22 protein-coding genes are annotated in these 25726 nt (G+C 70.6%); 7 read left to right on the top strand and 15 right to left on the bottom strand.

Annotated features, from left to right (window positions below):
- The first annotated feature begins 25 nt into the window (after nt 1–25).
- Both ACIRSS_RS06680 and ACIRSS_RS06675 read left to right on the top strand, forming a co-directional pair.
- A complete protein-coding gene (locus ACIRSS_RS06680; protein ID WP_400891400.1) occupies nt 26–1465 on the top strand; it encodes a non-reducing end alpha-L-arabinofuranosidase family hydrolase in 1440 nt (479 codons plus the stop codon).
- A gap of 142 nt (nt 1466–1607) precedes the next feature.
- Nucleotides 1608–2348 carry a ribonuclease activity regulator RraA gene (locus ACIRSS_RS06675; protein ID WP_400891397.1) on the top strand — a complete coding sequence of 247 codons (741 nt, stop codon included), beginning with the start codon at nt 1608–1610 and terminating at the stop codon, nt 2346–2348.
- On the opposite strand, the gene ACIRSS_RS06670 is transcribed toward ACIRSS_RS06675, so the two are convergent.
- From ACIRSS_RS06670 to ACIRSS_RS06650, 5 genes are all read right to left on the bottom strand, one after another.
- Nucleotides 2345–3613 carry a mandelate racemase/muconate lactonizing enzyme family protein gene (locus tag ACIRSS_RS06670; RefSeq protein WP_400891395.1) on the bottom strand — a complete coding sequence of 423 codons (1269 nt, stop codon included), beginning with the start codon at nt 3611–3613 and terminating at the stop codon, nt 2345–2347. The genes ACIRSS_RS06675 and ACIRSS_RS06670 overlap by 4 nt on opposite strands.
- Nucleotides 3610–5619, bottom strand: a complete 2010-nt coding sequence (locus ACIRSS_RS06665) for an ABC transporter permease subunit (RefSeq protein WP_400891393.1) — start codon at nt 5617–5619, stop codon at nt 3610–3612. Before ACIRSS_RS06665 ends, ACIRSS_RS06670 begins: the two co-directional genes overlap by 4 nt.
- Nucleotides 5616–7052, bottom strand: a complete 1437-nt coding sequence (locus ACIRSS_RS06660; protein ID WP_400891391.1) for an extracellular solute-binding protein — start codon at nt 7050–7052, stop codon at nt 5616–5618. Before ACIRSS_RS06660 ends, ACIRSS_RS06665 begins: the two co-directional genes overlap by 4 nt.
- A 90-nt stretch (nt 7053–7142) precedes the next feature.
- Nucleotides 7143–8291 carry a Gfo/Idh/MocA family protein gene (locus ACIRSS_RS06655; protein WP_400891388.1) on the bottom strand — a complete coding sequence of 383 codons (1149 nt, stop codon included), beginning with the start codon at nt 8289–8291 and terminating at the stop codon, nt 7143–7145.
- Between the two features lie 16 nt (nt 8292–8307).
- Complete coding sequence (locus ACIRSS_RS06650) at nt 8308–9087, bottom strand: FadR/GntR family transcriptional regulator (protein ID WP_400891385.1); 780 nt, start codon at nt 9085–9087, stop codon at nt 8308–8310.
- 73 nt (nt 9088–9160) lie between these two features.
- Here ACIRSS_RS06650 and ACIRSS_RS06645 point away from each other — a divergent pair, with 73 nt between their 5' ends.
- The gene (locus ACIRSS_RS06645; protein WP_400891382.1) at nt 9161–10318 is read left to right on the top strand and encodes a mandelate racemase/muconate lactonizing enzyme family protein; all 1158 of its coding nucleotides are present in this window, start codon (nt 9161–9163) and stop codon (nt 10316–10318) included.
- A gap of 1 nt (nt 10319) precedes the next feature.
- Here the strand turns inward: ACIRSS_RS06645 and ACIRSS_RS06640 are convergent, their stop codons facing one another.
- The 10 genes from ACIRSS_RS06640 to ACIRSS_RS06595 form a co-directional block, all read right to left on the bottom strand.
- Nucleotides 10320–11699: a hypothetical protein gene (locus ACIRSS_RS06640; RefSeq protein ID WP_400891380.1), complete on the bottom strand. Its 1380-nt coding sequence runs from the start codon at nt 11697–11699 to the stop codon at nt 10320–10322.
- Nucleotides 11700–11711: 12 nt separating this feature from the next.
- Complete coding sequence (locus tag ACIRSS_RS06635; RefSeq protein WP_400891378.1) at nt 11712–12644, bottom strand: hypothetical protein; 933 nt, start codon at nt 12642–12644, stop codon at nt 11712–11714.
- A gap of 11 nt (nt 12645–12655) precedes the next feature.
- A complete protein-coding gene (locus tag ACIRSS_RS06630) occupies nt 12656–12895 on the bottom strand; it encodes a hypothetical protein (RefSeq protein ID WP_400891376.1) in 240 nt (79 codons plus the stop codon).
- 135 nt (nt 12896–13030) lie between these two features.
- On the bottom strand, nt 13031–14254 hold the full coding sequence (locus ACIRSS_RS06625) for a 2-hydroxyacyl-CoA dehydratase (protein WP_400891375.1): 1224 nt from the start codon (nt 14252–14254) through the stop codon (nt 13031–13033).
- On the bottom strand, nt 14251–15261 hold the full coding sequence (locus ACIRSS_RS06620; RefSeq protein ID WP_400891372.1) for a 2-hydroxyacyl-CoA dehydratase: 1011 nt from the start codon (nt 15259–15261) through the stop codon (nt 14251–14253). Before ACIRSS_RS06620 ends, ACIRSS_RS06625 begins: the two co-directional genes overlap by 4 nt.
- Entirely contained in the window at nt 15258–16496 is a 1239-nt protein-coding gene (locus tag ACIRSS_RS06615; RefSeq protein WP_400891369.1) for a CaiB/BaiF CoA transferase family protein, read from the bottom strand. Before ACIRSS_RS06615 ends, ACIRSS_RS06620 begins: the two co-directional genes overlap by 4 nt.
- The gene (locus tag ACIRSS_RS06610; protein WP_400891367.1) at nt 16493–17632 is read right to left on the bottom strand and encodes a CapA family protein; all 1140 of its coding nucleotides are present in this window, start codon (nt 17630–17632) and stop codon (nt 16493–16495) included. The genes ACIRSS_RS06615 and ACIRSS_RS06610 overlap by 4 nt, the downstream gene beginning before the upstream one ends.
- Entirely contained in the window at nt 17629–18414 is a 786-nt protein-coding gene (locus ACIRSS_RS06605; RefSeq protein WP_400891365.1) for an amino acid ABC transporter ATP-binding protein, read from the bottom strand. The genes ACIRSS_RS06610 and ACIRSS_RS06605 overlap by 4 nt, the downstream gene beginning before the upstream one ends.
- Nucleotides 18411–19286, bottom strand: coding sequence for an amino acid ABC transporter permease (locus ACIRSS_RS06600; protein WP_400891363.1), 876 nt, complete (start codon nt 19284–19286; stop codon nt 18411–18413). The genes ACIRSS_RS06605 and ACIRSS_RS06600 overlap by 4 nt, the downstream gene beginning before the upstream one ends.
- Nucleotides 19283–20200, bottom strand: coding sequence for a transporter substrate-binding domain-containing protein (locus ACIRSS_RS06595; protein ID WP_400891360.1), 918 nt, complete (start codon nt 20198–20200; stop codon nt 19283–19285). Before ACIRSS_RS06595 ends, ACIRSS_RS06600 begins: the two co-directional genes overlap by 4 nt.
- Before the next feature lie 119 nt (nt 20201–20319).
- On the opposite strand from ACIRSS_RS06595, the gene ACIRSS_RS06590 reads away from it, so the two are divergent.
- The 4 genes from ACIRSS_RS06590 to ACIRSS_RS06575 all read left to right on the top strand — a co-directional run bounded on the left by ACIRSS_RS06590 (nt 20320) and on the right by ACIRSS_RS06575 (nt 25718).
- Complete coding sequence (locus tag ACIRSS_RS06590) at nt 20320–21333, top strand: PaaX family transcriptional regulator C-terminal domain-containing protein (protein WP_400891357.1); 1014 nt, start codon at nt 20320–20322, stop codon at nt 21331–21333.
- Between the two features lie 138 nt (nt 21334–21471).
- Nucleotides 21472–22854 carry an endo-1,4-beta-xylanase gene (locus ACIRSS_RS06585; RefSeq protein ID WP_400891354.1) on the top strand — a complete coding sequence of 461 codons (1383 nt, stop codon included), beginning with the start codon at nt 21472–21474 and terminating at the stop codon, nt 22852–22854.
- Between the two features lie 93 nt (nt 22855–22947).
- Nucleotides 22948–24393 carry a non-reducing end alpha-L-arabinofuranosidase family hydrolase gene (locus tag ACIRSS_RS06580; protein ID WP_400891352.1) on the top strand — a complete coding sequence of 482 codons (1446 nt, stop codon included), beginning with the start codon at nt 22948–22950 and terminating at the stop codon, nt 24391–24393.
- Nucleotides 24394–24689: 296 nt separating this feature from the next.
- On the top strand, nt 24690–25718 hold the full coding sequence (locus tag ACIRSS_RS06575) for a sugar ABC transporter substrate-binding protein (RefSeq protein ID WP_400891350.1): 1029 nt from the start codon (nt 24690–24692) through the stop codon (nt 25716–25718).
- Nucleotides 25719–25726: the final 8 nt, after the last annotated feature.

The raw sequence follows: 25726 nt of genomic DNA, 5'->3' as shown, positions 1-25726 counted from the left end.
AAGGAACTCAGGTCGGGAGAACGTCATGACGAAAAGAAGAATCAGCCGCAGGATCCGGTTTCTGGTCGCGGTGCTCACCGCCGCGGCGACCGTGGTGGTGACGGTGACGCTGGGCGCCGGCCCGGCCGCGGCCGACGTCACCGGCGCCCTGCGCGGTGTCGGTTCGGGCCGCTGCCTGGACGTCCCGAACGCGAGCCAGACCGACGGCACCTTGCTGCAGATCTACGACTGCTCGGGCGGCGCGAACCAGCAGTGGACATCGACGGCGAGCGGTCTGCTGACCGTCTACGGCGGCAAGTGCCTCGACGTGCCCGGCAGCGCGACCACCGCGGGCACCCGCGTGCAGATCTGGACCTGCCACGGCGGCGCCAACCAGCAATGGCGGGTCAACGCCGACGGCACGATCGTCGGGGTGCAGTCCGGGCTCTGCTTGGACGTCACCGGCGCCGCGACGGCCAACGGCACCACCGTGGCACTCTGGACGTGCAACGGCGGCAGCAACCAGAAGTGGACCGGCCTGTCGAGCACACCGACGACCACGACCACGACCGGCGGCAGCAGTTGCTCACTGCCCTCGACCTACCGCTGGTCGTCGACAGGTGTGCTGGCCACGCCCAAGAACGGGTGGGTGTCGCTGAAGGACTTCACGAACGTCGTCTACAACGGCAAGCACCTCGTCTACGCGTCGAACGTCTCGGGGTCGTCGTACGGCTCCATGGCCTTCACGCCCTTCACCAACTGGTCTGACATGGCCTCTGCGGGCCAGACCGGGATGAGCCAGTCCACGGTGGCGCCCACGCTGTTCTACTTCGCGCCGAAGAACATCTGGGTGCTGGCCTACCAGTGGGGCGCGTGGCCGTTCATCTACCGCACCTCGAGCGACCCCACCAACCCCAACGGCTGGTCGTCGCCGCAGCCGCTGTTCACCGGCAGTATTTCCGGTTCCGGTACCGGCCCGATCGACCAGACGCTGATCGCGGACGGCTCGAACATGTACCTGTTCTTCGCCGGGGACAACGGCAAGATCTACCGCGCGAGCATGCCCATCGGAAACTTCCCCGGCAGCTTCGGCTCGAACTACACCACGGTGATGAGCGATTCGACGAACAACCTGTTCGAGGCGGTCCAGGTCTACAAAATCCAAGGCCAGAACCAATACCTGATGATCGTCGAAGCCATCGGCGCGAACGGCCGCTACTTCCGTTCCTTCACGGCCAACAGCCTGAGCGGATCCTGGACGCCGCAAGCCAACAGCGAAAGCAACCCGTTCGCGGGCAAGGCCAACAGCGGCGCGAGCTGGACGAACGACATCAGCCATGGCGACCTGGTCCGCTCCAACCCGGACCAGACCATGACCGTCGACCCCTGCAACCTCCAACTCCTCTACCAAGGCAAAGACCCCAACGCCGGCGGAGCCTACGACCAGCTCCCCTGGCGGCCGGGCGTACTGACGCTGCAGCGGTAACCGGCGCCGAGGAGGGAACCCCAGTCGTCCACCGGCTGGGGTTTCTTCCTTCCGGACAGGGGTTTTCCCGGCTAGGCTCGGTCCCGGACCGATCGGAAACTCCGACCGGCGCGGTCAGCGCGGACCCGAGGGAGCCATCGACGTGGTCGAAACGCCCGACATCGTTCGCCCGCCCGCCGAGCTCAGCGCGGCCCTCGCGGCCATCGGCAGCGCGACCGCCAGCGGTGAGCTCAGCCGGATGGGCATTCGCAGCGCCTTCATCCGCGGCCCCGTTTCGGTGACCCCCGGCGTGCGCGTCGCCGGACCCGCGCTGACGCTGCAGTTCCTGCCCAAGCGGGAGGACCTCTACCCCGTCGACGAGTACGAGGAGCCGGAAAAGCAGCTGCACCGGCACGTCATGTACCACACGCGGCCCGGCGACATGATCGTCGTCGACGCGCGCGGGGACATGGAAAGCGGTGTCTTCGGCGAAATGATGCTGACCTACTTCAAGGGCCGCGGCGGCGCCGGCGTCGTGGTCGACGGGTGCCTGCGCGATACCCCCGAGGCCAAGAAGCTCGGCCTCGGGCTGTGGATCCGGGGCGCCACGCCGAACTTCCACGCCCAGACCGGCATCGTCCCGGTCGCCGTCAACGTGCCCGTGGCGTGCGGTGGCACGGTCGTCGAGCCGGGCGACATCGTCGTCGCCGACGACGACGGGGCGGTCGTGGTGCCGGTCAAGCTCGCCCCCGCCCTGGTGGCCCACGCGCAGGAACACGCGGAGTGGGAGGAGTTCTCCCGGATCCGCCTGGCCGAGGGCGGCGACCTGCGGCGGTACTACCCGCTCTCGGACGAAGCCCGGCCCGAGTACGAGCGGTGGCGCGCCGACCAGGGCCACGCCTAGCTCCACAGCCGGTCGTGGCTCGATTCGGTGTCCCAGTGCGTCGTCTCGGCGAAGAACACCGGGTCGCGCGGGTCGAGGTGGCGGCGCAGCAGGTCCTCGTCGAGGTCGCCGAACCCCAGGCCCGGGGTGTCCGGCACGGTGATGTGGCCGTCCCGGATCAGCGGGCGGGGCAAGCCGGTGACGAGGTCGCTCCAGAACTCCACGTCGGCCGCGTGGTGTTCGAGCGCCAGGAAGTTCTCCGTGGCGGCGGCCAGGTGCACGCACGCCATCGTCGCGATCGGCGACGCCGCCAGGTGCAGCGCCATCGGGATCCCGCGCTCCTGCGCGTAGTCGCCGAGCCGCTTGGTCTCCGCGATCCCACCCGCCGTCGCCGGGTCGGGGTGCACGACGCGGATGGCGCCCGCGTCCAGCAGCGGCCGGAAGCCGTCGAGCAGGTAGATGTCCTCCCCCGTGCACGTCGGGACGGCGACGGCCGCGGTCAGCCGGCGCCACTGGTCGGTCAGCTGCCACGGGATCAGGTCCTCGATCCACGCCAAGGTAAAGGGCTCCAGCGCGCGGCCGATCCGGATGCACGAGTCGAGGGCGATGTGGCCGAAGTGGTCGGCGGCGAGCGCGACGTCGTAGCCGACGACGGACCGGACGATGTCCACATAGGACACCAGGTGGTCGACCCCCTGCGCGGTGATCTGGATACCGGTGAACGGGTGCATCGTCGACCGGTCCTCCCGGGCTCCCGGCGGCGCGATCAGCGCCCCCGGGATGTCCCACAGCAGGTCGATGCCCACGTCCATCTTCAGCATCGTGAACCCGCGCAGCTTGCGCTCCAGCAGCCGGGCGCCCATCGCGTGCGGGTCCGGCAGCGACGGCGTGTCCGCGTAGCAGCGGATCTCGTCCCGGAACCGGCCCCCGATCAGCGCGTACGCGGGCACGCCGTACGCCTTGCCGGCCAGGTCCATCAGCGCCATCTCGACGCCGGAGACCCCGCCGCCCTGGCGGCCATGGTGCCCGAACTGCTTGATCTTGCGGAAGATCTTGTCGACGTTGCAGGGGTTCTCGCCGACGAGCCGGCTCTTGAGCACCAGCGCGTAGGTGGCGCTGGCCTGGTCGCGCACCTCCCCGTAGCCGACCAGCCCCTGGTTGGTGTCGATCCGGATGATCGACGAGCGGAACGGCACCCCGTCCACAGTGGCCACCCGCAGGTCGGTGATGCGCAGGTCGCTCGGCCGCGACGCCGTCGAGACGTGCTCCTCCGTGATCGCGCTCATCCCTTCACCGCGCCCGCGGTGAGGCCCTCGGTCAGGAACCGCTGCCCGAACCCGTACATCAGCACGACCGGGATGCTGACCAGCAGCGAGGCCGCGGCCAGCTGCCCCTGCGGCACGACGTCGCCGAAGATCATCGACTGCATGCCGACCGGCAGGGTCTTGTTCTCGTCCTTGGTGATGAACACGAAGGCGAACAGGAACTCGTTCCACGCGTTGGTGAGCGTGAACAGCGCGACCGCGAGCAGGCCCGGCTTGGCCAGCGGCAGCACGATCCGGCGGAACGCCCCGAACCGCGTGCAGCCGTCGACCAGCGCGGCTTCTTCGAGGTCGGCCGGGATCGACTTGAAGTAGCCGACGAGCAGCCAGGTCGCGAACGGCAGCGTGAACGTCGGGTAGGCGAGCACGAGCGACCACAACGAGTCGTTCAACCCGATCCCGCTCATCAGCTGGTACAGCGGGATGAACAGCAGCGCGCCCGGCATCACGTAGGTGAGCAGGATCGTCACCGTGAAGCTCTCCGAACCCCGGAACTTCAGCCGCGCCAGCGCGTAGCCGGCCAGCGCCGCGCAGACCAGGGCGATCGCGGTCGACGCCACCGACACCAGGATCGTGTTGACGTACCAGGTGCCGAACGCCCGGCCGGTGAACAGGTTCGTGAACTGCTCGGTGCTCCACGGGGTCGGCCAGAGGTCGTCGGTGCGCGCGACGATCTGGTCGTCGGACTTGAACGCGGTGATCGTCATCCAGTAGATCGGGGCGAGCACGAAGCCCAGCAGCCCCACCAGCGCGACCCCCGAGCCGGTACCGCCGACCACACGGGCGGCCAGCCGTTTGCTCCGCGCGGCGAGCGCGGAGACCACCCGGCCGACGACGGCCGCGAGCACCACGAACACGCCCAGCACGAGCGCGGCCTTCCAGACGATGTGCGGCGACGCCCAGACCAGCACGAGCACCGCGGCCACGACGATCACCCACGGCAGCGCCCGGCGCTGGGCGGGAGTCAGCTTCCGGCGCCCCAGGTCGGCCGCGCCGGGCTGGTCGCTGCGTCGCATCATCCGCACGAGGATCACCACGAGCACGGCGATGACCGGCAGCATCACCAGCGTGACCGCGGCGCCCGCGCCCAGCTGCAGCTGCTGGATGGCCTTCGAGTAGGCCACCATCACGTACGGAGCCGTGGCGTCCCCCGGCCCGCCCTGGGTCATCAGCCAGATCAGGTCGAAGTTGTTGAACGTCCAGATCGACGACAGCAGCACCGTCACGATCATCACGGGACGCAGCCCCGGCAGCGTGATGTGCACGAAGCGCTGCCACGGCGAAGCGCCGTCCACCATCGCCGCCTCGTGGAGGTTGCCGTCGATGGCCTTGAGCCCGGCGAGGAACGTCACCGTGAAGAACGGGATGCCCTTCCAGACGTTGACCAGGATGACCGCCGGCATCGCGAGCGCGGGGTCGGACAGCCACTCCGCGGGCCACTTGTCGACGAGCCCGATCGCGGCGAGGCCGGGCCCGATCCCGGTATCGGTGAGCAGGACGTTGACGCTGCCGAAGATCGGGTCGAGCAGCGACCGCCAGGTGAACGCCGTGACGACCGTCGGGATCACCCACGGCAGCAGGATCACCCCGGCGATGAGCGCCTTGCCGCGGCGCATGTGGTGCAGCATCAACGCCGCGATGAGGCCGAGGGTCACCTTGAAGATCTCGGCGTACGCGGTGAAGACGAACGAGTTGAGGACGCCCTTGTGGAACAAGGCGTCGTCGATGAGGGCGGTGTAGTTGTCCAGCCCGGCGAAGACCGTCTCGGCACCGTGGCGCTCGGTGACGCTGGTGAAGACCGAGCTGACGATCGGCACCAGGATCAAGCCGGCCACCAGCACCAGCGTCGGCCCGATGAACACGGCGGCGAGGCGCCAGTCGCGCCCGAGCAGCCGCTGCGTCCTGGTGAGCGACGAAGACGCGCGCGGCGCCGGACCGGCCGGCGCCGGGCGCGAACGCAGGACGGTCACTGCCGATAGCCCTGCTGCTCGAAGATCTGCACGATCCGGCCGTGGGTCGCGGCGACGGCGTCGGCCGGCTTGGCGCCCTGGATGACCGACTGCATCATGTCGGTCAGCAGGTAGGCGGCGGTGGCGGCCTGCTCGCCGGGGCTCGGGGCCTGGGGGAACGCGTAGCCGGTCTTGGTGGTCACCGGGAGCTGCGCGCGGGTCTGCTCCCGCAGCGCCGGGAAGGCCGGGTCACCGCTCGTGTAGTACGGGTCGGAGTCCCACACCTTGTCCCACGACGGGTTGACCAGGCACGGTGCTTCCTTCGCGACCCCGAGCAACGCGCTCCCGCCCGCCATGAACTTCGCCACCAGCTTGGCGAGATCGGGGTTCTTCGCCCCCTTGAACACGACGAACGAGTTGGACTCGCCGAACGCGAGCGGCCGGTCGAGCGCCGGCCCGGTGGCGCCGTTGAACACGTGCGTGTTGGCGTACACCGGGTTCTTCTTGGTCTTCGAGTCGGCGTAGACGCTGAACTGGTTGAGCGTGAGCCCGAGGATCTGGGCCAGCCAGTTCTCGTTGTTGCTCGAGTCGGTCCAGCTCCCGACCCCGGGTGGCAGCATCGGCCGGTACTTCGGGTTCGTGTAGATGTCGCCGATGAACGTGACGGCCGCGACGGTCTCCGGCGAGTTGAACACCACCTTCGTGCCGGTGTTGTCCGCGATAGCCCCGCCGTAGGTGTTGATGACGTTCGCGATGAAGCCGTTGGCGTCGCCCGAGCGGTTCACCGTGAGCCCCCAGCCGAAGCGCCGCTTCCCCGGGTCGGAGACCGCCAAGGCGTTGTCGCGCAGCTCTTCCCATGAGTAGTAGGGCTTGAGCGGGAGCCCCTTCTCCGCGTACCAGTCCTTGCGCAGGTACATCCCGGACGCGATGAAGTGGTACGGGATCGCGAACCAGCGGCCGTCGAACACGCAGTAGTCGTTCGCCTCGGTCGCCGGGTTGCCGTAAAGCGCTTTCATCTCGGTGACCACGTCGGTGACGTCGGTGAGGGCGCCGAGGTTGTGGAGCTGGCCGACGAACCGCCGGTCGCTCACGAAAGCCAGGTCGCGGTTGGTGCCCGCCTTCACCTCGGCGTCCATCTTCGCGACCATGTCGCCGGCGTCGCCGGAGACCAGGTCGTTGCGGATCGTGGTCCCGGTGGCCTGCGCGAACACCTGCAGCGACTTGTCCAGCGCCTTGTTGGCCGCCTCGGCGTACAGCTTCTGCGAGAGCATCCCCACCGACCCGCCGCGCAGCCTGGAAGCTTCATCGAGCAGTGCCTGGGGGACCTGGACGTCGACCTGCGGCGCGGGTGCGGAGCCGCTCCCGCACCCGGCGAGACCGAGCACGCCCAGCGCGCCCACCCCCGCGCTCATCCCGAGGAAGGTGCGCCTCGACAGGTCCGTTTTCTCTTCCATGACAACTCCTCATACCGACGGGGCGACGTTGCGACCGGCGGGGACAGCGAGGCGAGTGCCACGCTGCGGTCTTTCAAAGCTGCGGGTCTTTCAAGCGGCGAAGGACGCCGAACTGCTGATGCGCTGCCCGGGCAGCCCGTCGAACAGCCCGGCCGAACCGCGGGGCCGCCACAGCGGAACCGGGCCGGCGCCGGGCACGGGGTCGAGGGCCAGTGCGGCCGCCTGGTCCGCGGAGTCGAGCGCCCGCTGGACGACCATCGCGTTGGCCACGCTCTGCGCGACGCTGCCGACCGGCCGCACGCCGAACTGCACGGCGTCGGCGAAGTCGACGAGCTCCGCCCGGTAGCCGTTGTCGCTGCCGCGGAAGACGGTCGTGTGGGTGGTGGCGTCGCGGCTGCTGCGCGTCACGCGGAGCTCCGACTCGGATCCGGCGAGCACGAGGACGCCCTCGGTGCCGTAGAGCCGCATGTCGTTGGGTTCGGGCGGCAAGGGGATTTCGGGGAAGGACGCGGTGTAGCTGCCGATGGCGCCTCCGGTGAAGACGAGGGTGAGCGCGAGGTCCGACGGAGCGTCGATCGTGCTGTTGGCCGCCTGCACGGCACCGTGCACCCGCGCGATGTCGCCGCAGAGCAGCCGGATCTGGGCGATGTGGTGCACGCCGAAGTCGAGGTGCACGCCACCGCGGTACTGCGGCCGGTGCCGCCACGGCGTGCTGGTGAACCCGCCCGGCCGGGGCACCGACTGGCCGGCGTACCGCCACGCCATCAGGTGCGGGCGGCCGATCGCGCCGCTGTCGAGCAACGCGCGAGCGTAGCGCAGGTCGTCTCGGTAGAAGTAGTTCTCCCCCACCACGAAGGTGCGGTCCGGGTGCCCGGCGGCCAAGGCCAGGAAGGCCGCGGCCTGCTCCGCGTCGGCACCGGCTGGCTTCTCGCAGAACACGTCCTTGCCGGCCGCGAGCGCGTCGCGCGCCACCTCGTACAGGTGCGGGATCGGCACCGAGATCAGCACGGCGTCCACGTCGTCGCGGGCCAGCAACGCGGCCCGGTCGGCGACGGCCACCGCCGGGTCGGTTCCGCTGTAGCCGGTGAACCGCCTGCGCTGGTCCGCGGACGGGTCGGTGAACGCGGTGACGACGTACCGGTCGGCGAGGCCGCGCAACGCCGGCCAGTGCAGCTTCTCGACCGCGAGGCCGGTGCCGATCAGCCCCAGCCGGATCGGCGGGATCCCCGGTGCTCCCATGCCCAGTCCGTTCTCGTCAACGGTTGGCGGAACTCGGTCGTGCCGTGTGCTGACGCCGCTTGGCGGCCCGCTTGCTTCGCTGCTTCTTCTCCGCGACGAGCGTGGAGTAGTTGTTGCTCAGGTGGTTGCGCATCGCCGCGCGGGCCGCTGCCGGGTCGCGCGCCACGAGCGCCTCGTAGATCTCCGTGTGCTGGGCGGTGGCGCGGTGCAGCCCGGCCGGCGCCTCGTTGGTGACGCGCCGGCTGGCCGTGCCGAGCCAGCGCGCGGAGTACATGATCCGGTCGAGGATGCGGTTGTCGGCCGCCCGGCAGATCTCCATGTGGAACTCGTGGTCGACCTCGAGGTAGGCCTCGGGGTCCGCCTCGAGTGCCGCCATGCGGCCGATCTCGCCCCGCAGCCGCTCCAGCGTCTCGTCGGTGATGCTGGCCGCGGCCATCGCGGCCAGTTCGGGTTCGAGCAGTGCGCGCATCTGGTGCAGTTCCTGCAGCAGCTCTTCGACGATCTCCGCGGGCAGCCACTCGATCAGCAACGGGCTCAGGTAGTCCCACTCCGCGCGGGGGCGCACGACGACGCGGCGGCCCTGCGCGACGTCGACGATGTCCAGCGAGGCGAGGATCTTGAGCGTCTCCCGCGCCACCACCCGGGACACCCCGAACTCAGTCGAGATCTCGAGCTCCGACGGGGCCCGGCCGTCCTCGACGGCACCGCTGACGATGCGCCGGGTCAGGTGGGCCGCCACCTGCACCGGGAGGGTCCGGACCTTGACAGCGTCCGGAGACTCTTGTCTCCTTGGCATGTCATCAGCTTATAGGACAAGTTGGACCTCGCGACAGTCCCGTTCTTCGGCACTACCCAGCGGCAGGAGAGCAATGCGGATCGTGAACGTCACGACGGCGGTGGTGGCCTACCACGGTGAGGCCACCCTGGTGCGGATCGACACCGACGAGGGCCTCAGCGGGTTCGGCGAGGCCAATCCCGACGCGGGCGCGGGCGCCGTCGTCGGGATGATCGGTTCCCTGACCCCGCTCCTGCTCGGCGAGGACCCGCGCAACGTCGAGCGGTGCTGGGAGAAACTGCGCCGCAGCAAGGTTTTCGCGGGCGCGCAGAGCGGGGTGTTCGTGATCGCCCTGTCCGGGATCGAGCTCGCGCTGTGGGACCTCGCGGGCAAGGCCGCGGGCCAGCCGGTCCACCGGCTGCTCGGCGGGAAGTTCCGCGACAAGATCCGCCTCTACGCCGACTGCGGCGACGGTGACGACCCCGCGGGCTCGGTCGCCGGGTGCGTCGACCGCGCCCAGCGGATGGTCGCCGAAGGCTTCACCGCCCTCAAGTTCGACATCGACAACCTGCGCCACCCGGCCAAGTTCGACGCCTTCAACCACACGGTCAACGCCGCCGAGCTGCGTTCGATGGTCGAGCGCGTGGCCGCCGTCCGGGACGCGATCGGCCCGGACGTCGACCTCGCCATCGACCTGCACGCCCGCTACGACGTGCCGAGCGCGTGCCGGATCGCGTGGGAGCTGGAGCCGTTCCGCCTGATGTGGCTGGAAGAACCGCTGCCGGCGGAGAACGTCGACGCGCTGGTCCGGGTGCGCGAGCAGACCCGCACGCCGATCTGCGCTGGAGAAAACCTTTACCTGCGCTGGGGATTCCGCGAGCTGCTCGAACGCGGGGCCGTGGACGTCATCGAGCCGGACGTGCCGAAGTGCGGGGGTCTCGCCGAGGCCAAGAAGATCGCCAACCTCGCGGAGCTGCACTACATCCCGTTCGCCCCGCACCTGGTGTCGACGCCGCTGGGCACGATGGCGACGTCGCACCAGTGCGGCGCGATCCCGAACTTCCTCGTCCAGGAATGGCACGCGCTCGAGGAGCGGGCGGTGTGGGACAGCTACGTCCACGCCCCCGACGGGAGCGGCTCGATCGTCAAGGACGGCTACATCACGCTGCCCGACACCCCCGGCATCGGCGTGGAGCTGGACCTGGACGGCGTCCGGAAGCACGCCGTCGCGGGCTACGGGGTGTTCGAGTGACTCAGCCGCCGACGGCGGGGTACGCCCGGTTGAACCGCGGCGGCGTGTAAGGCAGGTAGCGTCCCGGCGCGCCGTCCGCGGCCTCGGCCAGCCGGTTCATCGTCCGCGGTGCGGTATCGGGCCAGTGCCCGGTCCGCAGCCGCGTGAGCATCCGGTCGATCGCCGCCTGCTGTTCGCCGGTGGTGTAGGTGCAGTGCCCGGCGGTCTCGACGTACGTCTGCCGCAGCAGCGGCGCGGTGCCCGACCGGGCGGCCAGGGCGCCGTAGGACCGCTGCTGGGCGACGGTCGAGATCTGGTCGCCGGTGCCGTTGACCGTGAGCACCGGGATCCGCAGGTCGCCGGTGAACACGATGCCGCGCTCGAGGTAGCGGACGGCGGCGGGATCGGCGGCCACGCGGGGTTCGGCGGCGAGCCGGCCGAGGTCGGCGCGCAGGTCGAGCCCCGCCCGCGCGTACAGCCGGCGGACGGCGTCCTGCTGCTCCGGCGCGGCCATCGTGAGCTGGTGGGCGTAGTCGATCCCGGTGTTCCACGACGGGTTCCCGCCCGCCAGCTGTTCGATCGCGCGGCGGCTGCTGACCGCCTGCCCGAGGTACGGCAGCGGGCCGCCCGCGAGCGCCAGGAACATACCCCGCTCGACGCCGTCGGCATCGCGGCCGTCCGGGACCGGGGTCGTCGTGCCGTCGGCGGCCAGGCCCCAGCCCGGCAGCTGCCCGATCGCCGCCGCGAGCGCGATCCGCGCCCGGCCCTCCGCGGTGGCCTGGGCCGACGTCACCGCCGAAATCCACTGCTGCTGGGTTCCCGGGACGTCGGCGGGGATGCGGGTCACCGGCAGGGCCGAGTCGCGGAACAGCAGCGTTTTCAGCGTGAAGACGGTGTCGAGCTTCTGGTTCCACTGCCCCACCGCGCCGCCGAGACCGCCGCACATCGGGACGGCCGCGTCGAAGCGGTCCGGGTGCACCTGCGCCACTCCCGCGGCGACCATCCCGCCCATCGAGCGGCCTTCGGCGATCGCGTACCGCGCCTGGCCGAACGCGGCTTCGAAGCGGCCGAGCGCCTCGGCCTGGTTGTCGATGGCTCCGGCGATGTTCCAGCCGGTGACCGTGCGCGTCGTGCCGCCCACCGCGTAACCGCGCTCCAGCAGGCTCACGGTGAGCGCGCTCGGGCCGCCCGCGGCGAAGTCGAGGTCGACCAGCACGGCCCCGTTCCACCGCGCCGGCTTGGCGAAGGCGTACGGCGTGCCGTCGGTCAAGTGCCCATCGGTGCACCTCGCCGCCGAGACCGGGTCCGGGCACGGTTTCCCGGTTTCCGCCGCCTGGGCGGTCGCCGGCAGGCCCGCGAAGAGGACCGCGATCGCGGCCAGTGCGGTGATCCTGGGACGCATGAATCGCTCCTGTCAGAAGTTCTTGGCGGTGACGGTCCAGCCCGGCGTGGTGCACAGCCCGCACCCCGCGCCGAGGAAGGAGCCGCGCGCGGTCCGGTTGCCGTTGAGGGTGAAGTCGAACCAGTCGACGAGCACCCGCACCGCTTCTTCGCGGACGCTCGGGTCGGGGTTGCCGTCGCGCTGGCCGTAGACGAACCCGGTGTGCCCGGCGGCGGGGTTGGTGACCCGGACCGCGGGGACGGTGACGAGGTCGTAGTTGGCCCCGCTGTTCGGGTAGGCGACGTCGGCGGGACCGCCGTCGGCGAACAGGACCGGTGTGTGCAGCTTCCGCAGGTTCTCCCGGCCGTAGCCGAGGGTGCCGTCGGCGAAGAATCCGCTGTCGAGCGAAAGCACCGACTTCACCCGCGGGTCCGCCCCGGCGACGAGGGCCTCGATGCCGCCGCAGGAGTGCCCGGCCACGCCGATCCGGTGGGTGTCGAGCTTGGTCCGCAGCGCACTCCCCCGGCGGTCGTTCTCCCGTTCCGCCCAGGTGATCGCGTCGAGGATCACCTTCGGTTCCGGGCTGCCGTTCTCGGTCAGGGCGGGCTCGTCGAACCCGCCGACGGCCACGACGACGAACCCGTGCGCGGCGAGCAGCGTCTCCAGGGTGAGCAGCTCGTCGTTGCTCGTGTGCCGGCACGCGCCGTTGCCGAACACCACGACCGGCAGGCGCCCGCGCACCCGGTCCGGGTCGGCGGGCCGGTAGACGGTGTACTCGGCGGCGTAGTCCCCGGTCCGGGCCGCGGGTTCGCGGACCACCGGGTGGAACACCGCGGCCGCGGGCGGCGCGGGGGCGGCCGCGACGTCGGCGCCGGCGCCGGGAGAGCCGGGCACCGTCGTAGCGGTCACCGCGACGAGCACGGTCGCGGCGGCGACGAGGGCGGGCTTGAGCCAGGTGCGTCCCATCGAAAGTCCTTTCACCGTGGGGTGGCCGCGTCGAAGACCGGGCCCGGCCCGGACGTCTTGGCCTCGGTCATCCCGGCGGCGTCCGCGCGGCCGGAGCGCGTGGCCAGGAGCGTGTCGTCGAGGCCGACGGTCTGCGTCGGCTTCCGCTTGTTCTCCCTGCAGAACCGGGACAGCTTGTTCAGCCGGTCCTCGATCCGCTCGATGCCGGCCGTCGAATCGGCGGAGAACACGTAGGCGGTGCGGGTGGTCATCGGCGGTGGCCGTTGAACGCGTCGTACCGGCCGGCCAGCATGCCCTGGAGCGCGGCCAGCCCGATGGCAGCGGCGAGGACCGTGCTTCGGCTACGTCGGCGAAGTGGCGATCTCACGGGGATCCTTTCCGGACGGTCAGGTCAGTTCGTCGAGCCACGCGGTCATCCGCGCGCTCAGGTCGGCGCCCGTGCGGGCGTCGACGTTGTCCGCGTGCAGCTCCAGCACCGGGATGCCGGCCGCGCGCAGGGCGCGGGTGGTGAAGTAGCCGCCGCGCGCGTCGTCGGACACGAGGTGGACCACGCCGTCGACGCCGTGGTGGCGGGCTTCCTTGACGTACCACTCCGCCGACCACGGCGGCGTGTAGAGCTGGTCGCTGAACGCGGCGAAGCGGGCAGCCAGCGCGCGCAGCGGGTCGTCGCCGTAGCGCAGGTAGCCGTCGGCGGCGATGGCCAGGTACATCGACCACACGAACACCGCGCCGTGCGACTCCTGGAACCGCCGGTAGAAGTCGAGGTCGAACCACAGCCCGCGGCCGATCCACATCAGCCGCAGCCGCTCGTCCGGGCACGCCGCGACGCCGGTGTCGACCCGGTCGCGCACCTCGTCGTGGAACGCGCGGGCCGCGTCCCGCGCCCACTCGGTGCCGCGGTGCCACTGCGGCACCATGACGCTCGGGATGCCGTCGGTGACGGCGATCGGGCACGGCCGGGCCGCGGCGATCAGGTCGCGGGTGCGGCGGTTCCACTCCTGCTGCTCGTTGACCAGGTCCAGGACCTCGCGGAAGCGCGTCTCGGAGAACACCCGGCCGGTGGTCTGCTCGAGGAACCGGATGAGCCCGGTCAGCTCGCCGGTCAGCAGGTCGAGGCGATCGCCGCCGATGGCCTCCTCCCAGCGGTGCGGCATCAGCTCCCACCACCGCTCCGGAACCTCGTTCTCCGCCGCGCTTTCCAGCGGGTAGTACGTGACGCCGGGCTGGGCGTCCCAGACGTCGAAGATCTTGCGGGACGCGTCCCCGGTCGTCTCGCCGAGCACGATCGACGGCGTCGGCAGGCCGCCCCACGGCGCCTGGCCGGCATCGTCCTCGAACGCGGACGCCAGTGAAGTCGCGCTGTACTGCTCGACGTAGTCGGGGTAGCCGCGTTCGCGCAGCAGGCCGAGGTAGCGCTGGGTCTGGCGTTTCGCCGCGACGATCGAGGCCCACCACTGGTTGACGACGTACGGGATGCCCATAGCGCGGAAGATCTCCTGCGGCGCGTCCGCGTTGACCAACGCCAGGGGGCCACCTTCGTCACGCACCCGGGCGAACCACTCGCGCTGGTAGGCGGTCGCGGTGGTCGCCGACGCCAGCCGGGCCGTCATGCCGCCGCTCCGGCCGGGACCAGTGCCGCCAGCGCCTCGGGAGTCAGCTCGCCGTACGGCTGGCGCTCCGCCAGAACCGCGCGCAGTCCCGTCGCGGCCCGCTGCCCGGGGAAGTCCCACGGCGGAGCGTCGTCGTGGACGCGCGCGTAGGAGAGCAGGACCTCCGCACCGCAAGCACGGGCGGCCGCGGCGGTGTGCGCGGCGCGCTGCCGGATCGACGCGCGCGGCGCCGACGGGCCGTTGTACTGGTAACGCTCGGCGAGCGCGAGTTCCGTCGGTGCCGCGCAGGTGCGCGCGAAGAGCAGCTCGCCCCAGTCGTGGTCCTCCCCCACGACGAGGAACCCGTTGCGCTCCAGCGTTTCGTACACGTCCGGGCCGTCGTGGGAACTCCCGGTGAGGAACAGCCGCACCCCTTCGGTCTCACGCGGGTCGGCGGATACGCCGTCGACGAGCGTGATGGCTTCGGTGACCGGCAACGCGGTGGTCTCGGCGACGACCTCGAGGAACCGGGTGCCGCTCAACCGGTTCGCCCGGCGCAGGTCGGCCAGCCGCCCGAGCGACCGCCGCAGCGTGTCGTGCGCGGTGATGGCTGCGGCCAGGTCGTCGTCGCCGATGGGGTGCCACCGGCTCAGCCACTCGCGCAGCTGGGCGATCTTCGCGTGGACGTACCGGGTGGTCGTGTGGTGCGGCAGGTGCAGGACGTCGACCAGGCGCACCGGCGGCAGCCCCAGCGCCGGTTCGACGCGGTGCAGCTCGCGCAAGGCGTAGAACAGCCGCAAGGACGCTTCGCAGTCGCGCGAGACGACGATCGCTTCGAGCGGGCCGTAGTCCTCGGTGAGGATCCGCGTCAGGACCGACCGGGCGACCGGGTCGACGCCGCGGCCGAGGTAGCGGTCGCCGAGCGTGCTGCCCTCACCCGGCTTCCCGGTCAGCCGCAGGGGCCGTAGTCCCGCCGCGGTGATCAGCTCGACCGGGACGTCGGCGCCGACGTACCCGACGGTGCTCAAATGACCGCCTCCGCGACGAGGTCCGCCAGCTGCTCTTCGGTGTAGCCGAGCAGCTCGCGGTAGACGTGCTCGTTGTGCTCCCCCAGCCCCGGCGCGGGCCGGTCGAGGGAGACGCGGGCCGCGGAGAACCGGATCGGCACGCCGGTTCCGGCCAGGTCGGCCACGTCGCCGTGCCGCGGGTGCCGCAGCGGGACGACTTCCTCGCGCGCCAGGACCAGCGGGTCGCGTAGCGCCTCACGCGGCTCCCTGACCTCGGCCGCGGGCACCCCTTCGGCCGTGAAAGCGGCGAGGATCTCTTGCAGGGGCCGCACGCGGCACCACTCGCGGATGAGCCCGTGCAGCTCGTCCGCGGCTCGGACCCGCTGGTCGCGCGTGCGGTAGCGGTCGTCCTCGGCCAGTTCCGGCCGGCCGATCGCCCGGAGCACGCCGTGGGCGAAGGCGTCGGTCGGCGCGCAGAGGGCGAGGTAGCCGTCCGCGGCCGGCAGGATCCCGAACGGCGCCAGCCGCGGCACCATCGACCCGGTGCGCTGGGGCAGGCCGACCGCGTCGAAGGCGTCGAACGGCTCGCACGCGACCAGCGAGGTCAGCGCGCCGAGCATGGAGACGTCGACATGCTGGCCCTCACCGGTGTGCTCGGCCTGCAGCAGCGCGGACACCGTGCCGACCACGGCGAACAGCGGGGCGAGGAGGTCGCCGATCGGCAGGCCGAAGCGGACCGGGCCCTCGTCGGGCTCGCCGGCGGTCATCATCACGCCGCTCAGCGCCTGGATGATCGAGTCCATCGCCTTGCCGGACCCCGGGCCGCCCTGGGCGCCGAACCCGCTGATCGAGGTGTAGACGAGCCGCGGGTTGATTTCCCGGACGTGGTCGTAGGAGATGCCGAGCCGGTCGGTGACGCCGGGGCTGTAGTTCTCGACGAGCACGTCGGCGTCGCGGACGAGGTCGGTGAACACCGCGCGGGACCGCGGGTTCTTCAGGTCGAGGGTCACGCTGAGCTTGTTGCGGCCGCGCAGCAGCATCGACACCGAGAGGTCGTCCTCGTGCTTGCGGGCGAGGTTCAGCCCGTCGCGGCCGACGTAAGGCGCGTTGTTGCGCGACGAATCCCCGCCCGTGGCCGGGTTCTCGACCTTGATCACGGTGGCGCCGAGGCCGGCGAGCAGCAGCGTCGCGTACGGCCCGGCGAGCGCGGTGGTCAGGTCGACGACGGTGCGGCCGGCCAGTGGCTGGTCGGTCATGCGGAAATCCCTTCGGAGAGATCGACGAGCACTTCGGTGCCGCGGGTGGTGAACCGGCCGTTGAGGTTCGCACCACGGGTGATGTCCTCGATGTACTTCGCCACGGCCTCGCCTTCCGGTGTGCCGCCGACCGGGACCGGCCGGCCGTGGTCGTCGATCCAGCACGGCACGAACCCGGCTTCGCGCAACCCGGTCTCGTCGAAGCGGCAGAAGGCGATCGCAGTGTTGCGGCTCTCGGGGTGGAACGGGAAGAACGGCATGTCCGGGTCGGGGGCGAAGCCGTAGAGCTTGGTGCGGCGTTCGGCCCACGCGCGCAGTTCGTCCGCACCCACGCCCGCGCCCGGCGTCAAGGCGTGGGTGACGGTGGCGAAGTTGCCGAGGCCGTGGAAGATCGGCCGTCCTCTGTGGACTTCGATGCCGCGCATGATGTGCGGGTGGTGGGAGAACACCGCGTCGGCGCCGGCGTCGATGGCCGCGCGGGCGACCGGGCTCTCGTACATCGCGACGACGACCGGCGTGTGCCCGACGCCCTTGTGCAGCGCCACCACCACGACGTCGGCTTCGGCCCGGAGGCGGCGGACGTCGTCGGCCATCGCCTCCAGGCTGTCCGGGTCGGCGAAGGTGTAGATCTTCGGCGGTCCGCCCGGGCTCGCGTGGTCGAGCTCGTAGTGGGTGAGGACGTGCACGTACGCACAGCCGGGTTTGCGAGACGTGGCCCAGGATTCGCGCGGGCCGACGCAGTTGTACGACAGCACGCCGACGCGCAGGCCACCGCGTTCGACGATCGCCGGCCGCCGGGCCCGCGCGAGGTCCGGCCCGGCACCGGTCGTCCGCATCCCCGCCGCGCGGGCGTAGGCGATGGTGTCGGCCAGTCCCCCGTCACCGGCGTCCATGACGTGGTTGCCCGCCAGGGTGACCACCTCGAACCCGGCCTCGGCCACCGCTTTCAGCGCCGCGGGGTCCGCCGGCGGGGCGGGGACGTCGGTGCTGTGCTGGACCGCCGTGGTCGAGTGCGGGACCTCGACGTGGCCGATCGCGAGGTCCATCCCCTTCAGCACCGGCGCGGCCGGGGCGAGGAAGAACTCCGGGTCGGGCTCGTCCAGGATGAGGTCGCCGACGGCGCCGACAGTGATCACGAGACACCCTCCTTTTCGGACAGATGGCGGGACAGGAAGGCACGCAGCCGGTCGGTGCGCGGCCGGGTGAACAGCTCGGCCGGCGGGCCCTCCTCGACGATCCGGCCCGCTTCCATGAACACGCACCGGTCGGCGACTTCGCGCGCGAACGCCATTTCGTGGGTGACGACGACCATCGTGGTGCCCGCCGCGGCGAGGTTCCGCAGCACGGCCAGGACCTCGTCGACCAGCTCCGGGTCGAGGGCGCTGGTCGGCTCGTCGAACAGCATGATCCGCGGCCGGACCAGGACGGCCCGGGCGATGGCGACCCGCTGCTGCTGGCCGCCCGACAGCTGCCGCGGGTAGTGGTCCTCGCGCCCGGCCAGGCCGATGCGCTCGAGCAGCTCCCGGGCCTCTCGCTCCACTGTGGACCGATCACGGCCGTGGACGCGGACGGCGGCGTCGGTCACGTTGCGCAGCACGGTGAACTGCGGGAACAGGTTGAACTGCTGGAAGACCATGCTCATCCGGCGCCGCTGCGCGGCGATCCGCCGCTCGGTCAGCGGGCGCAGGCCGCCCGGCGAGCGGCGGTGGCCCAGCAGCTCGCCGTCGAGGTACATCGCGCCGCCGTCGATCGGCTCGAGCTGGTGGGCGCAGCGGACGAGCGTCGACTTGCCCGAGCCCGAGGGTCCGATCACCACGACCGCCTCGCCTTCGTGCACGTCGAGGCTGACCCCGGCCAGCGCGGTCACCGCGCCGAACTCCTTGCGGACGTCGTGGATCCGCAGCACCGGCGCGCTCATCGGACGCTCCGGTGGCCACGGGAGAAGCGGCGTTCCAGCCGGCGTTGCCCGGCCGTCAGGAGGGTGACCACGACCAGGTACCAGAAGCAGGCCACCAGCAGCATCGGCACGATCTCGTAGGTGCGGTTGTAGATGACCTGCACCGAGTGCAGCAGGTCCGACATCGCGATCACCGACACGAGCGCGGTGCCCTTGAGCACGTTGATGAACTGGCTGCCCGCGGGCGGGATGATCACGCGCATCGCCTGCGGCAGCACGATCCGCAGCAGCGTCTGGCCCGGCGGGTACCCCATCGCGCGGGCCGCGTCACGCTGCCCGGGATCGACCGACGACACCCCGGCGCGGAAGATCTCCGCCAGGTAGGCCGATTCCACGAGCGACAGGCCGATCACCGCGGCGGTCAGCGGTGTGATGACGGTGTTGGCGTCCCACATCCCGAACACCGGGCCGAACGGGATGCCGAGCGACAGCTTGGGCAGCAGGTAGGCGAGGTTGAACCAGAAGATCAGCTGCACCAGCGGCGGGATCCCCCGGAAGAGCCCCACCCACAGCGTCGCCACCCACCGCGCGGGCCCGAAGCCGCTCAGCTGCATCGCCGCGACCACCCCGCCCGCCAGCGAACCGAGCACCATCGCCGCGACCGCGAGCAGGACCGTCGTGCCCAGCCCGGCCATGACGCTCTTCTCGAACAGGTACTTCGCGACGACGTCCCACTGGAACCGGGAGTTGCCGGCCAGGAAGACGGCCAGCTGCGCGGCCAGCACCACCAGCACGAGCACGAACAGCCAGCGCAGCGGGCGGAACCGGCCGCGGGCCCCGGCGACGTCGTCACCGACCGCCGTCGGTTCCTCCACAGTGGACACGGCGGTCATTTCGCGGACGCCGCGTCGAACAGCGGCTGCGGGACCGTGACGTCCTGCAGCCCCCACTGCCGCATGATCCGGGCGTAGGTGCCGTTGCGGAACAGCTCCTCGAACGCCTTCTGCAGGACCGGGCCGAGCTTGCCGGACTTCGGCGTGTAGAGCGCGAGGTTGTCCTTCGTGGCGCCCTGTTCCTCGGTCTGCGTGACGTATTCGTACTGTCCTTTTTGCTGGGTCGTGACGTCGATCGCCGCGGCCTGGGTCATGCCGGCGGCCTCGGCGCGCCCGGACTTGGCGGCCAGCAGGGTGGCGTTCGTGTCGTCGAGCCCGACCACTTGGATGGCGGGGCGCTGCTGCTTTTCGCAGAACGCCGACAGCTTGGCGAGCTGGTCTTCCACGACGCTGGCGGTGACCACCGCGACGCGCTTGCCGCACAGGTCGGCGGCCTGCTTGATGCCGGCGGCGGAGCCTTCGGGGATGACGTACGAGGTGCGCGTGGTCATCCAGGTGACGGTGTCGAACTGCTTCTCGCGCTCGGCGGTGGCTTTGACCGGCCCGTTGAAGGCCTCGTAGCGGCCGCTGAGCATGCCTTGCAGCGCGGCCGGCAGACCGCTGACGATCGTGGTTTCCGTGCGCACGCCCAAGAGCTGGCCGAGCGCCTGCTGGAAGTCGTTGTCGATGCCGGTGACCGTCTTGCCGTCCGGGCCGACGGTGCGGTACGGCGGGTGCGAGTCGCCGGCGAACCGCAGGACACCCGAGTCCTTGACGGCCTGCGGCAGCTGGTCGTGCAGTGCCTGGTCGGCGCTCAGGGCCGCGGCGGTGGGCGCCGCGGCCGGGCCGTCGTCGACCGTGCACCCGGCCAGCGCGAGTCCGGCGACGACCGCGGCGAGCGTGCTTCGACGCCATTGACGAAGTGAGAAACCCATGTCGGTTACTTCCTGCGGAAGGCAATAGGTTGCTAATCGGGTGCCGATCGTCGCATGATGTGTCGCGTGATTCAACCCCTCGATGCGCCCGGCCGGACCGCACTGACACCATGGAGGCCATGGACACCCGCAGTGGGCACGCGATGACAGCGGCGCCCTCGGGCCCGCTGCCCCGCGCACAGCAGGGAGCCGAACCGCAGCTGCTGCTGACGTCCCTGCTCGGCGACTTCTGGTACTGGCGCGACGAGCACATCCCCTCGGCCGCCCTGGTGGAGCTGCTCGGCGAGTTCGACATCAGCCCGGCGAGCGCGCGGGCGGCGATCCGCCGCCTCGCCGCCCGCGGTCTGCTCACCGTGTCGCGCAGCGGGCGGACGACGGCGTACGGCATCCCCGCGCGCACGTCCGAGGTGATCATCGAGCGCACGCACCGGATGCTGACCTTCGGCACGACCGCGCCCGAGTGGGACGGGCGGTGGACCGTGGTCACCTTCTCCGTGCCGGAGCAGGACCGCGGGCTGCGCACGGCGCTGCGGTCGCGGCTGCGGGTCCTGCGCTTCGCCGCGCTGTACGACGGCGTGTGGGTCAGCCCGCACGATCTGACCGGCCCGGCGCTGGCGGCCCTGGACGAGCTCGGCCTCCGCAGCGCCACGGTCTTCCGCGCCACCGAGGCCCCCGGGTCGGCCGCCGCGGTCACGGCGTTCGACCTCGGCCCGCTGGCCCGCGAGTACGAGCAGTTCGTCGAGCGGTACGAGCGGGTCCTCACCGGCCTGGACGCCGGCCTGATCAGCCCGGCGCAGGCGTTCCGCACCCGCACCGAGCTGCGCGTGGACTGGCGCCGGTTCCCGGAGAGCGACCCCGACCTGCCCGCCGACCTGCTGCCCGCCGACTGGGCGCGCGACCGGGCCCAGAAGGTGTTCCTCCAGATCTACGACCGGCTCGGCCCGCTCGCGGAGATCCGGTTCCGCCAGGTGCTGGCCGCGACGGACCCCGCGCTGGCCGAGCTCGCGTCCCACCACGACTCGGTCAAGGTGGCCGCGTTGTTCGCCGGGCTGGGCGATCGCCACCCGGCGGGCGACACGCCGTTCGAGCAGGCGGCCGAGGCCCGTCGCCTGGACGACGCGCGGCGCCGGTAAGGGCGGCACTTCCCGCGTCGCCCGCACGGTCACCTGGGCTCGAAAGTCGATCGAAACTCTTTGCGGACCGGCTCGGACCCGTGTTCTTCTGCTGACGGTAAGCAACAACGTCGATGCGTGCCGTTAAGGAGACCACCCATGCCAGGAAGTTCGCCGAGCCCGCGCAGCAGATGGTGGCGATCACCCGCCACCAGGGCACTGGCCGGAGTGGCCACCGTCGCCGCGACCGCCGCCGTCCTGGTCACCGCGCCCGGCGCCGATGCCGCCGCCGGCACGTTGGGTGCCGCGGCCGCGCAGTCCGGCCGGTACTTCGGGACCGCGATCGCCGCGAGCAGGCTCGGGGACTCGGCCTACACCACGATCGCGGCGCGCGAGTTCAACATGGTGACGCCCGAGAACGAGATGAAGCCCGACGCGACCGAGCCCAACCAGAACCAGTTCAACTTCTCCGCCGGCGACCAGGTCTACAACTGGGCGGTCGGCCACGGCGCCAAGGTCCGCGGGCACACGCTGGCCTGGCACGCCCAGCAGCCGGGCTGGATGCAGAGCATGGGCGGCAGCGCGCTCCGCAGCGCGATGATCAACCACATCCAGAAGGTGATGGCCCACTACCAAGGCAAGCTCGCCTACTGGGACGTGGTCAACGAAGCGTTCAACGAAGACGGCAGCCGCCGCTCGTCGAACCTGCAGAGCACCGGCAACGACTGGATCGAGGTCGCGTTCAAGACCGCGCGCGCCGCCGACCCGTCGACCAAGCTCTGCTACAACGACTACAACATCGACAACTGGAACTACGCCAAGACCCAGGGCGTGTACAACATGGTGCGGGACTTCAAGTCCCGCGGCGTGCCGATCGACTGCGTCGGCCTGCAAGCCCACTTCACCGGCGGCAGCTCGGTCCCGAGCAGCCTCCAGACGACGATCTCCAGCTTCGCGGCGCTCGGCGTCGACGTGGCGCTCACCGAGGTCGACGTCACGAACGCGTCCACGTCGCAGTACGCGGCGCTGACCCAGGCGTGCGTGAACGTCGCGCGCTGCGTCGGCATCACCGTGTGGGGTGTGCGGGACAGCGACTCGTGGCGCTCCAGTGAGAGTCCCCTTCTGTTCGACGGCAACGGGAACAAGAAGGCCGCGTACAACTCGGTGCTGAACGTCCTCAACTCCGGCAGCGGGACGACCACGACACCCACCACACCCACGAACCCGACGACGACACCGACGACACCGACGGCTCCGACCACGACGCCGGGCGGCGGCAGCTGCACCGCGTCGCTGTCGGCCGGGCAGTCCTGGAGCGACCGGTACAACCTCAACGTCTCGGTCAGCGGCGCCAGTTCGTGGACGGTCACCATGACCGTGCCGAGCCCGGCCCGGATCAGTGCCACCTGGAACATCAACGCGACGTGGCCCAGCAGCCAGGTCCTCATCGCGACCCCCAACGGGAACGGCAACAACTGGGGCGTCACCATCCAGCACAACGGGAACTGGAACTGGCCCAGCGTCAGCTGCAGCGCTTCCTGACCCGCGAAGGGGCTCGTTCGCCGAGTCACACCGGCGAACGAGCCCTCTCGACCGTCGCAGAATGTTAGCGCTAACAATACCGGAGGGGTCATCATGAACAGAGCAGGTAAGAGCCGCAGGATCGCGGCGCTCGCCGCCGCGGCGACGTTCGCGGCGGCCGTGGCGTCGGCGGTGACGCTGGGCGCCGGCCCGGCCGCGGCCGACGTCGCCGGCTCCTTGCACGGGGTCGGGTCGGGCCGCTGCCTGGACGTCCCGAACGCGACCCAGACCGACGGGACGTACCTGCAGATCTACGACTGCTGGGGCGGTTCCGGCCAGCAGTGGACGGCGACGGCGAGCGGTCAGCTGACGGTCTTCGGCAGCAAGTGCCTGGACGTGCCGGGCAGCGCGACGACCGCCGGCACCCGCGTCCAGATCTGGACCTGCCACGGCGGCGCCAACCAGCAGTGGCGGCTGAACTCCGACGGCACGATCGTCGGCGTGCAGTCAGGACTCTGCCTCGACGTCACCGGCGCCGGCACCGCCAACGGCACCGCCGTGCAGCTCTGGACCTGCACCGGTGCCAGCAACCAGAAGTGGACGGGTCTGTCGACCACACCCACGACGACGACCACCACGACCGGCGGTGGCAGCAGCTGCGCACTGCCGTCGACGTACCGCTGGTCGTCGACGGGCGTGCTCGCGACTCCGAAGAACGGGTGGGTGTCGCTGAAGGACTTCACCAACGTCGTCTACAACGGCAAGCACCTCGTCTACGCCTCCAACGTCTCCGGATCCACCTACGGGTCCATGGCCTTCAGCCCCTTCACCAACTGGTCCGACATGGCCTCGGCGGGCCAGACAGGGATGAGCCAATCCGCCGTCGCACCGACACTGTTCTACTTCGCGCCGAAGAACATCTGGGTCCTCGCGTACCAATGGGGCGCGTGGCCGTTCATCTACCGGACATCCAGCGATCCGACCAACCCCAACGGCTGGTCGTCGCCGCAGCCGCTGTTCACCGGGAGCATCTCCGGTTCCGGTACCGGCCCGATCGACCAAACACTGATCGCGGACGGCTCGAACATGTACCTGTTCTTCGCCGGGGACAACGGCAAGATCTATCGCGCGAGCATGCCCATCGGGAACTTCCCCGGCAGCTTCGGGTCGAACTACACCACCGTCATGAGCGACTCCACCAACAACCTGTTCGAAGCCGTCCAGGTCTACAAAGTCCAAGGCCAGAACCAATACCTGATGATCGTCGAAGCCATCGGGGCGAACGGCCGCTACTTCCGCTCCTTCACAGCCAACAGCCTCAGCGGTTCCTGGACCCCGCAGGCCAGTAGTGAGAGCAATCCCTTCGCAGGCAAGGCCAACAGCGGTGCCAACTGGACCAACGACATCAGCCACGGCGACCTCGTCCGCTCCAACCCGGACCAGACCATGACCGTCGACCCCTGCAACCTCCAACTCCTCTACCAAGGCAAAGACCCCAACGCCGGCGGAGCCTACGACCAGCTCCCCTGGCGGCCGGGCGTCCTGACGCTGCAGCGCTGACCGGCTCGGTGAACCCCAGCCGCCCCAAGGCTGGGGTTCACCGGCGCGCACCCCGAAACCGATTCCTTCGATGAATTCGACGAAGAATTCCTCGACGCCGTTATGAGGATTCGGTCAAGACCTCCGGCATTTGCGCCGAATGCCGGAACGCGCACTTCCGTCGAACGCATAGACTCGACCGGCCGATGACCCACGTACACCGCTGAGATGAATGCGGGGTCGCTCGAATGTTTCCAGCAGCAGGGACCACTTCTCGCAGAACGGCGCTGAAGCGACTGGGACTGGGCGGTGGTGCGGTGGCCGCGACCGCCTTGCTGTCCGCGTGCACCAGCGTCCAAAATGGACCGAACAACGCGAGCTCCGGCCCGTTCCCGGGTACGCCCGGCTGGCGGTTCGTGTTCGTCAACCACGTCACCACGAACTCCTTCTTCGTGCCGACCCGGTCCGGGCTCGCCGACGCCGCGGCGTTGCTCGGCGTGCCCGAGCCGCAGTGGACCGGCTCGGAAAACGGCAACGTCGCCCAGATGGCGAGCGCCATGGAAACCGCGATCACCGGCAAGGCCGACGGGATCGCCGTCGCGCTGACCGACAACAACGCGTTCGTCGACCTGACCAAACGCGCGCTGGGCCAGGGCATCCCCGTGCTCGCCTACAACGCGAGCGCGGCCGGCAACTACCCGCTCACCTACGTCGGCCAGGACCTCTACCTGTCCGGTTTCCGGATGGGACAGCGGATCGCGCAGAAGATCACCTCCGGCGACATCCTCGTCGGCATCGCGCAGCCGGGCGGCAACAACGTCCAGCCGCGGCTGGACGGCATCACCGACGCGCTCAAGCAGGCCGCGCCCGGCGTGCGCGTCCAGTCGGTCAACACCGGGGCCGAGCAGGCGGGCGAGCTCAACGCGATGACCGCCGCCTACACCGGCAACCCCGGCGTCAAGGGGATCTACGCGGTCGACGCCGGCAGCACCGCCGCGTGCGCGAAACTCATCGCCGACCGCAAGCTGTCCGGCAAGATCGGCGGCGGCGGGTTCGACCTGCTCGACGACACGGTCGCCGGGGTGCAGAGCGGCGCGCTCGACTTCACCATCGACCAGTCCCCCTACCTGCAGGGCTTCCTGTCGGTGCTCTACCTGTACCTGTTCCGGCTGTCCGGGACGCTGGTGGCACCGCCCGCCACCGACACCGGCCTCACCTTCGTCACCAAGGAGAACGTCGGCCCGTACGCGACCGCCCACAGCCGGTTCGAAGGCGGCGACAAGAAGGACGTCCTCGCGATGCCCGCGTCGATCCCGTTGCCGCCGGCGTCGGTGCTGAGCCGGTAGCGGGGGCA

Source organism: Amycolatopsis sp. NPDC101161, from assembly GCF_044768185.1.
In the GTDB taxonomy this organism is placed as follows: Bacteria; Actinomycetota; Actinomycetes; order Mycobacteriales; family Pseudonocardiaceae; genus Amycolatopsis.
The sequence above is the reverse complement of the archived record's forward strand: the minus strand, read 5'-3'. Positions and strand labels throughout refer to the sequence as shown.

Excerpts from the sequence above, each read along its gene's own strand:
- ACIRSS_RS06680 (WP_400891400.1), top strand. The coding sequence starts at position 26 with ATGACGAAAAGAAGAATCAGCCGCAGGATCCGGTTTCTGGTCGCGGTG.
- ACIRSS_RS06670 (WP_400891395.1), bottom strand. The coding sequence starts at position 3,613 with ATGAGCGCGATCACGGAGGAGCACGTCTCGACGGCGTCGCGGCCGAGC.
- ACIRSS_RS06660 (WP_400891391.1), bottom strand. The coding sequence starts at position 7,052 with ATGGAAGAGAAAACGGACCTGTCGAGGCGCACCTTCCTCGGGATGAGC.
- ACIRSS_RS06655 (WP_400891388.1), bottom strand. The coding sequence starts at position 8,291 with ATGGGAGCACCGGGGATCCCGCCGATCCGGCTGGGGCTGATCGGCACC.
- ACIRSS_RS06650 (WP_400891385.1), bottom strand. The coding sequence starts at position 9,087 with ATGCCAAGGAGACAAGAGTCTCCGGACGCTGTCAAGGTCCGGACCCTC.
- ACIRSS_RS06645 (WP_400891382.1), top strand. The coding sequence starts at position 9,161 with ATGCGGATCGTGAACGTCACGACGGCGGTGGTGGCCTACCACGGTGAG.
- ACIRSS_RS06640 (WP_400891380.1), bottom strand. The coding sequence starts at position 11,699 with ATGCGTCCCAGGATCACCGCACTGGCCGCGATCGCGGTCCTCTTCGCG.
- ACIRSS_RS06635 (WP_400891378.1), bottom strand. The coding sequence starts at position 12,644 with ATGGGACGCACCTGGCTCAAGCCCGCCCTCGTCGCCGCCGCGACCGTG.
- ACIRSS_RS06630 (WP_400891376.1), bottom strand. The coding sequence starts at position 12,895 with ATGACCACCCGCACCGCCTACGTGTTCTCCGCCGATTCGACGGCCGGC.
- ACIRSS_RS06625 (WP_400891375.1), bottom strand. The coding sequence starts at position 14,254 with ATGACGGCCCGGCTGGCGTCGGCGACCACCGCGACCGCCTACCAGCGC.
- ACIRSS_RS06615 (WP_400891369.1), bottom strand. The coding sequence starts at position 16,496 with ATGACCGACCAGCCACTGGCCGGCCGCACCGTCGTCGACCTGACCACC.
- ACIRSS_RS06605 (WP_400891365.1), bottom strand. The coding sequence starts at position 18,414 with ATGAGCGCGCCGGTGCTGCGGATCCACGACGTCCGCAAGGAGTTCGGC.
- ACIRSS_RS06600 (WP_400891363.1), bottom strand. The coding sequence starts at position 19,286 with ATGACCGCCGTGTCCACTGTGGAGGAACCGACGGCGGTCGGTGACGAC.
- ACIRSS_RS06595 (WP_400891360.1), bottom strand. The coding sequence starts at position 20,200 with ATGGGTTTCTCACTTCGTCAATGGCGTCGAAGCACGCTCGCCGCGGTC.
- ACIRSS_RS06590 (WP_400891357.1), top strand. The coding sequence starts at position 20,320 with ATGGACACCCGCAGTGGGCACGCGATGACAGCGGCGCCCTCGGGCCCG.
- ACIRSS_RS06585 (WP_400891354.1), top strand. The coding sequence starts at position 21,472 with ATGCCAGGAAGTTCGCCGAGCCCGCGCAGCAGATGGTGGCGATCACCC.
- ACIRSS_RS06580 (WP_400891352.1), top strand. The coding sequence starts at position 22,948 with ATGAACAGAGCAGGTAAGAGCCGCAGGATCGCGGCGCTCGCCGCCGCG.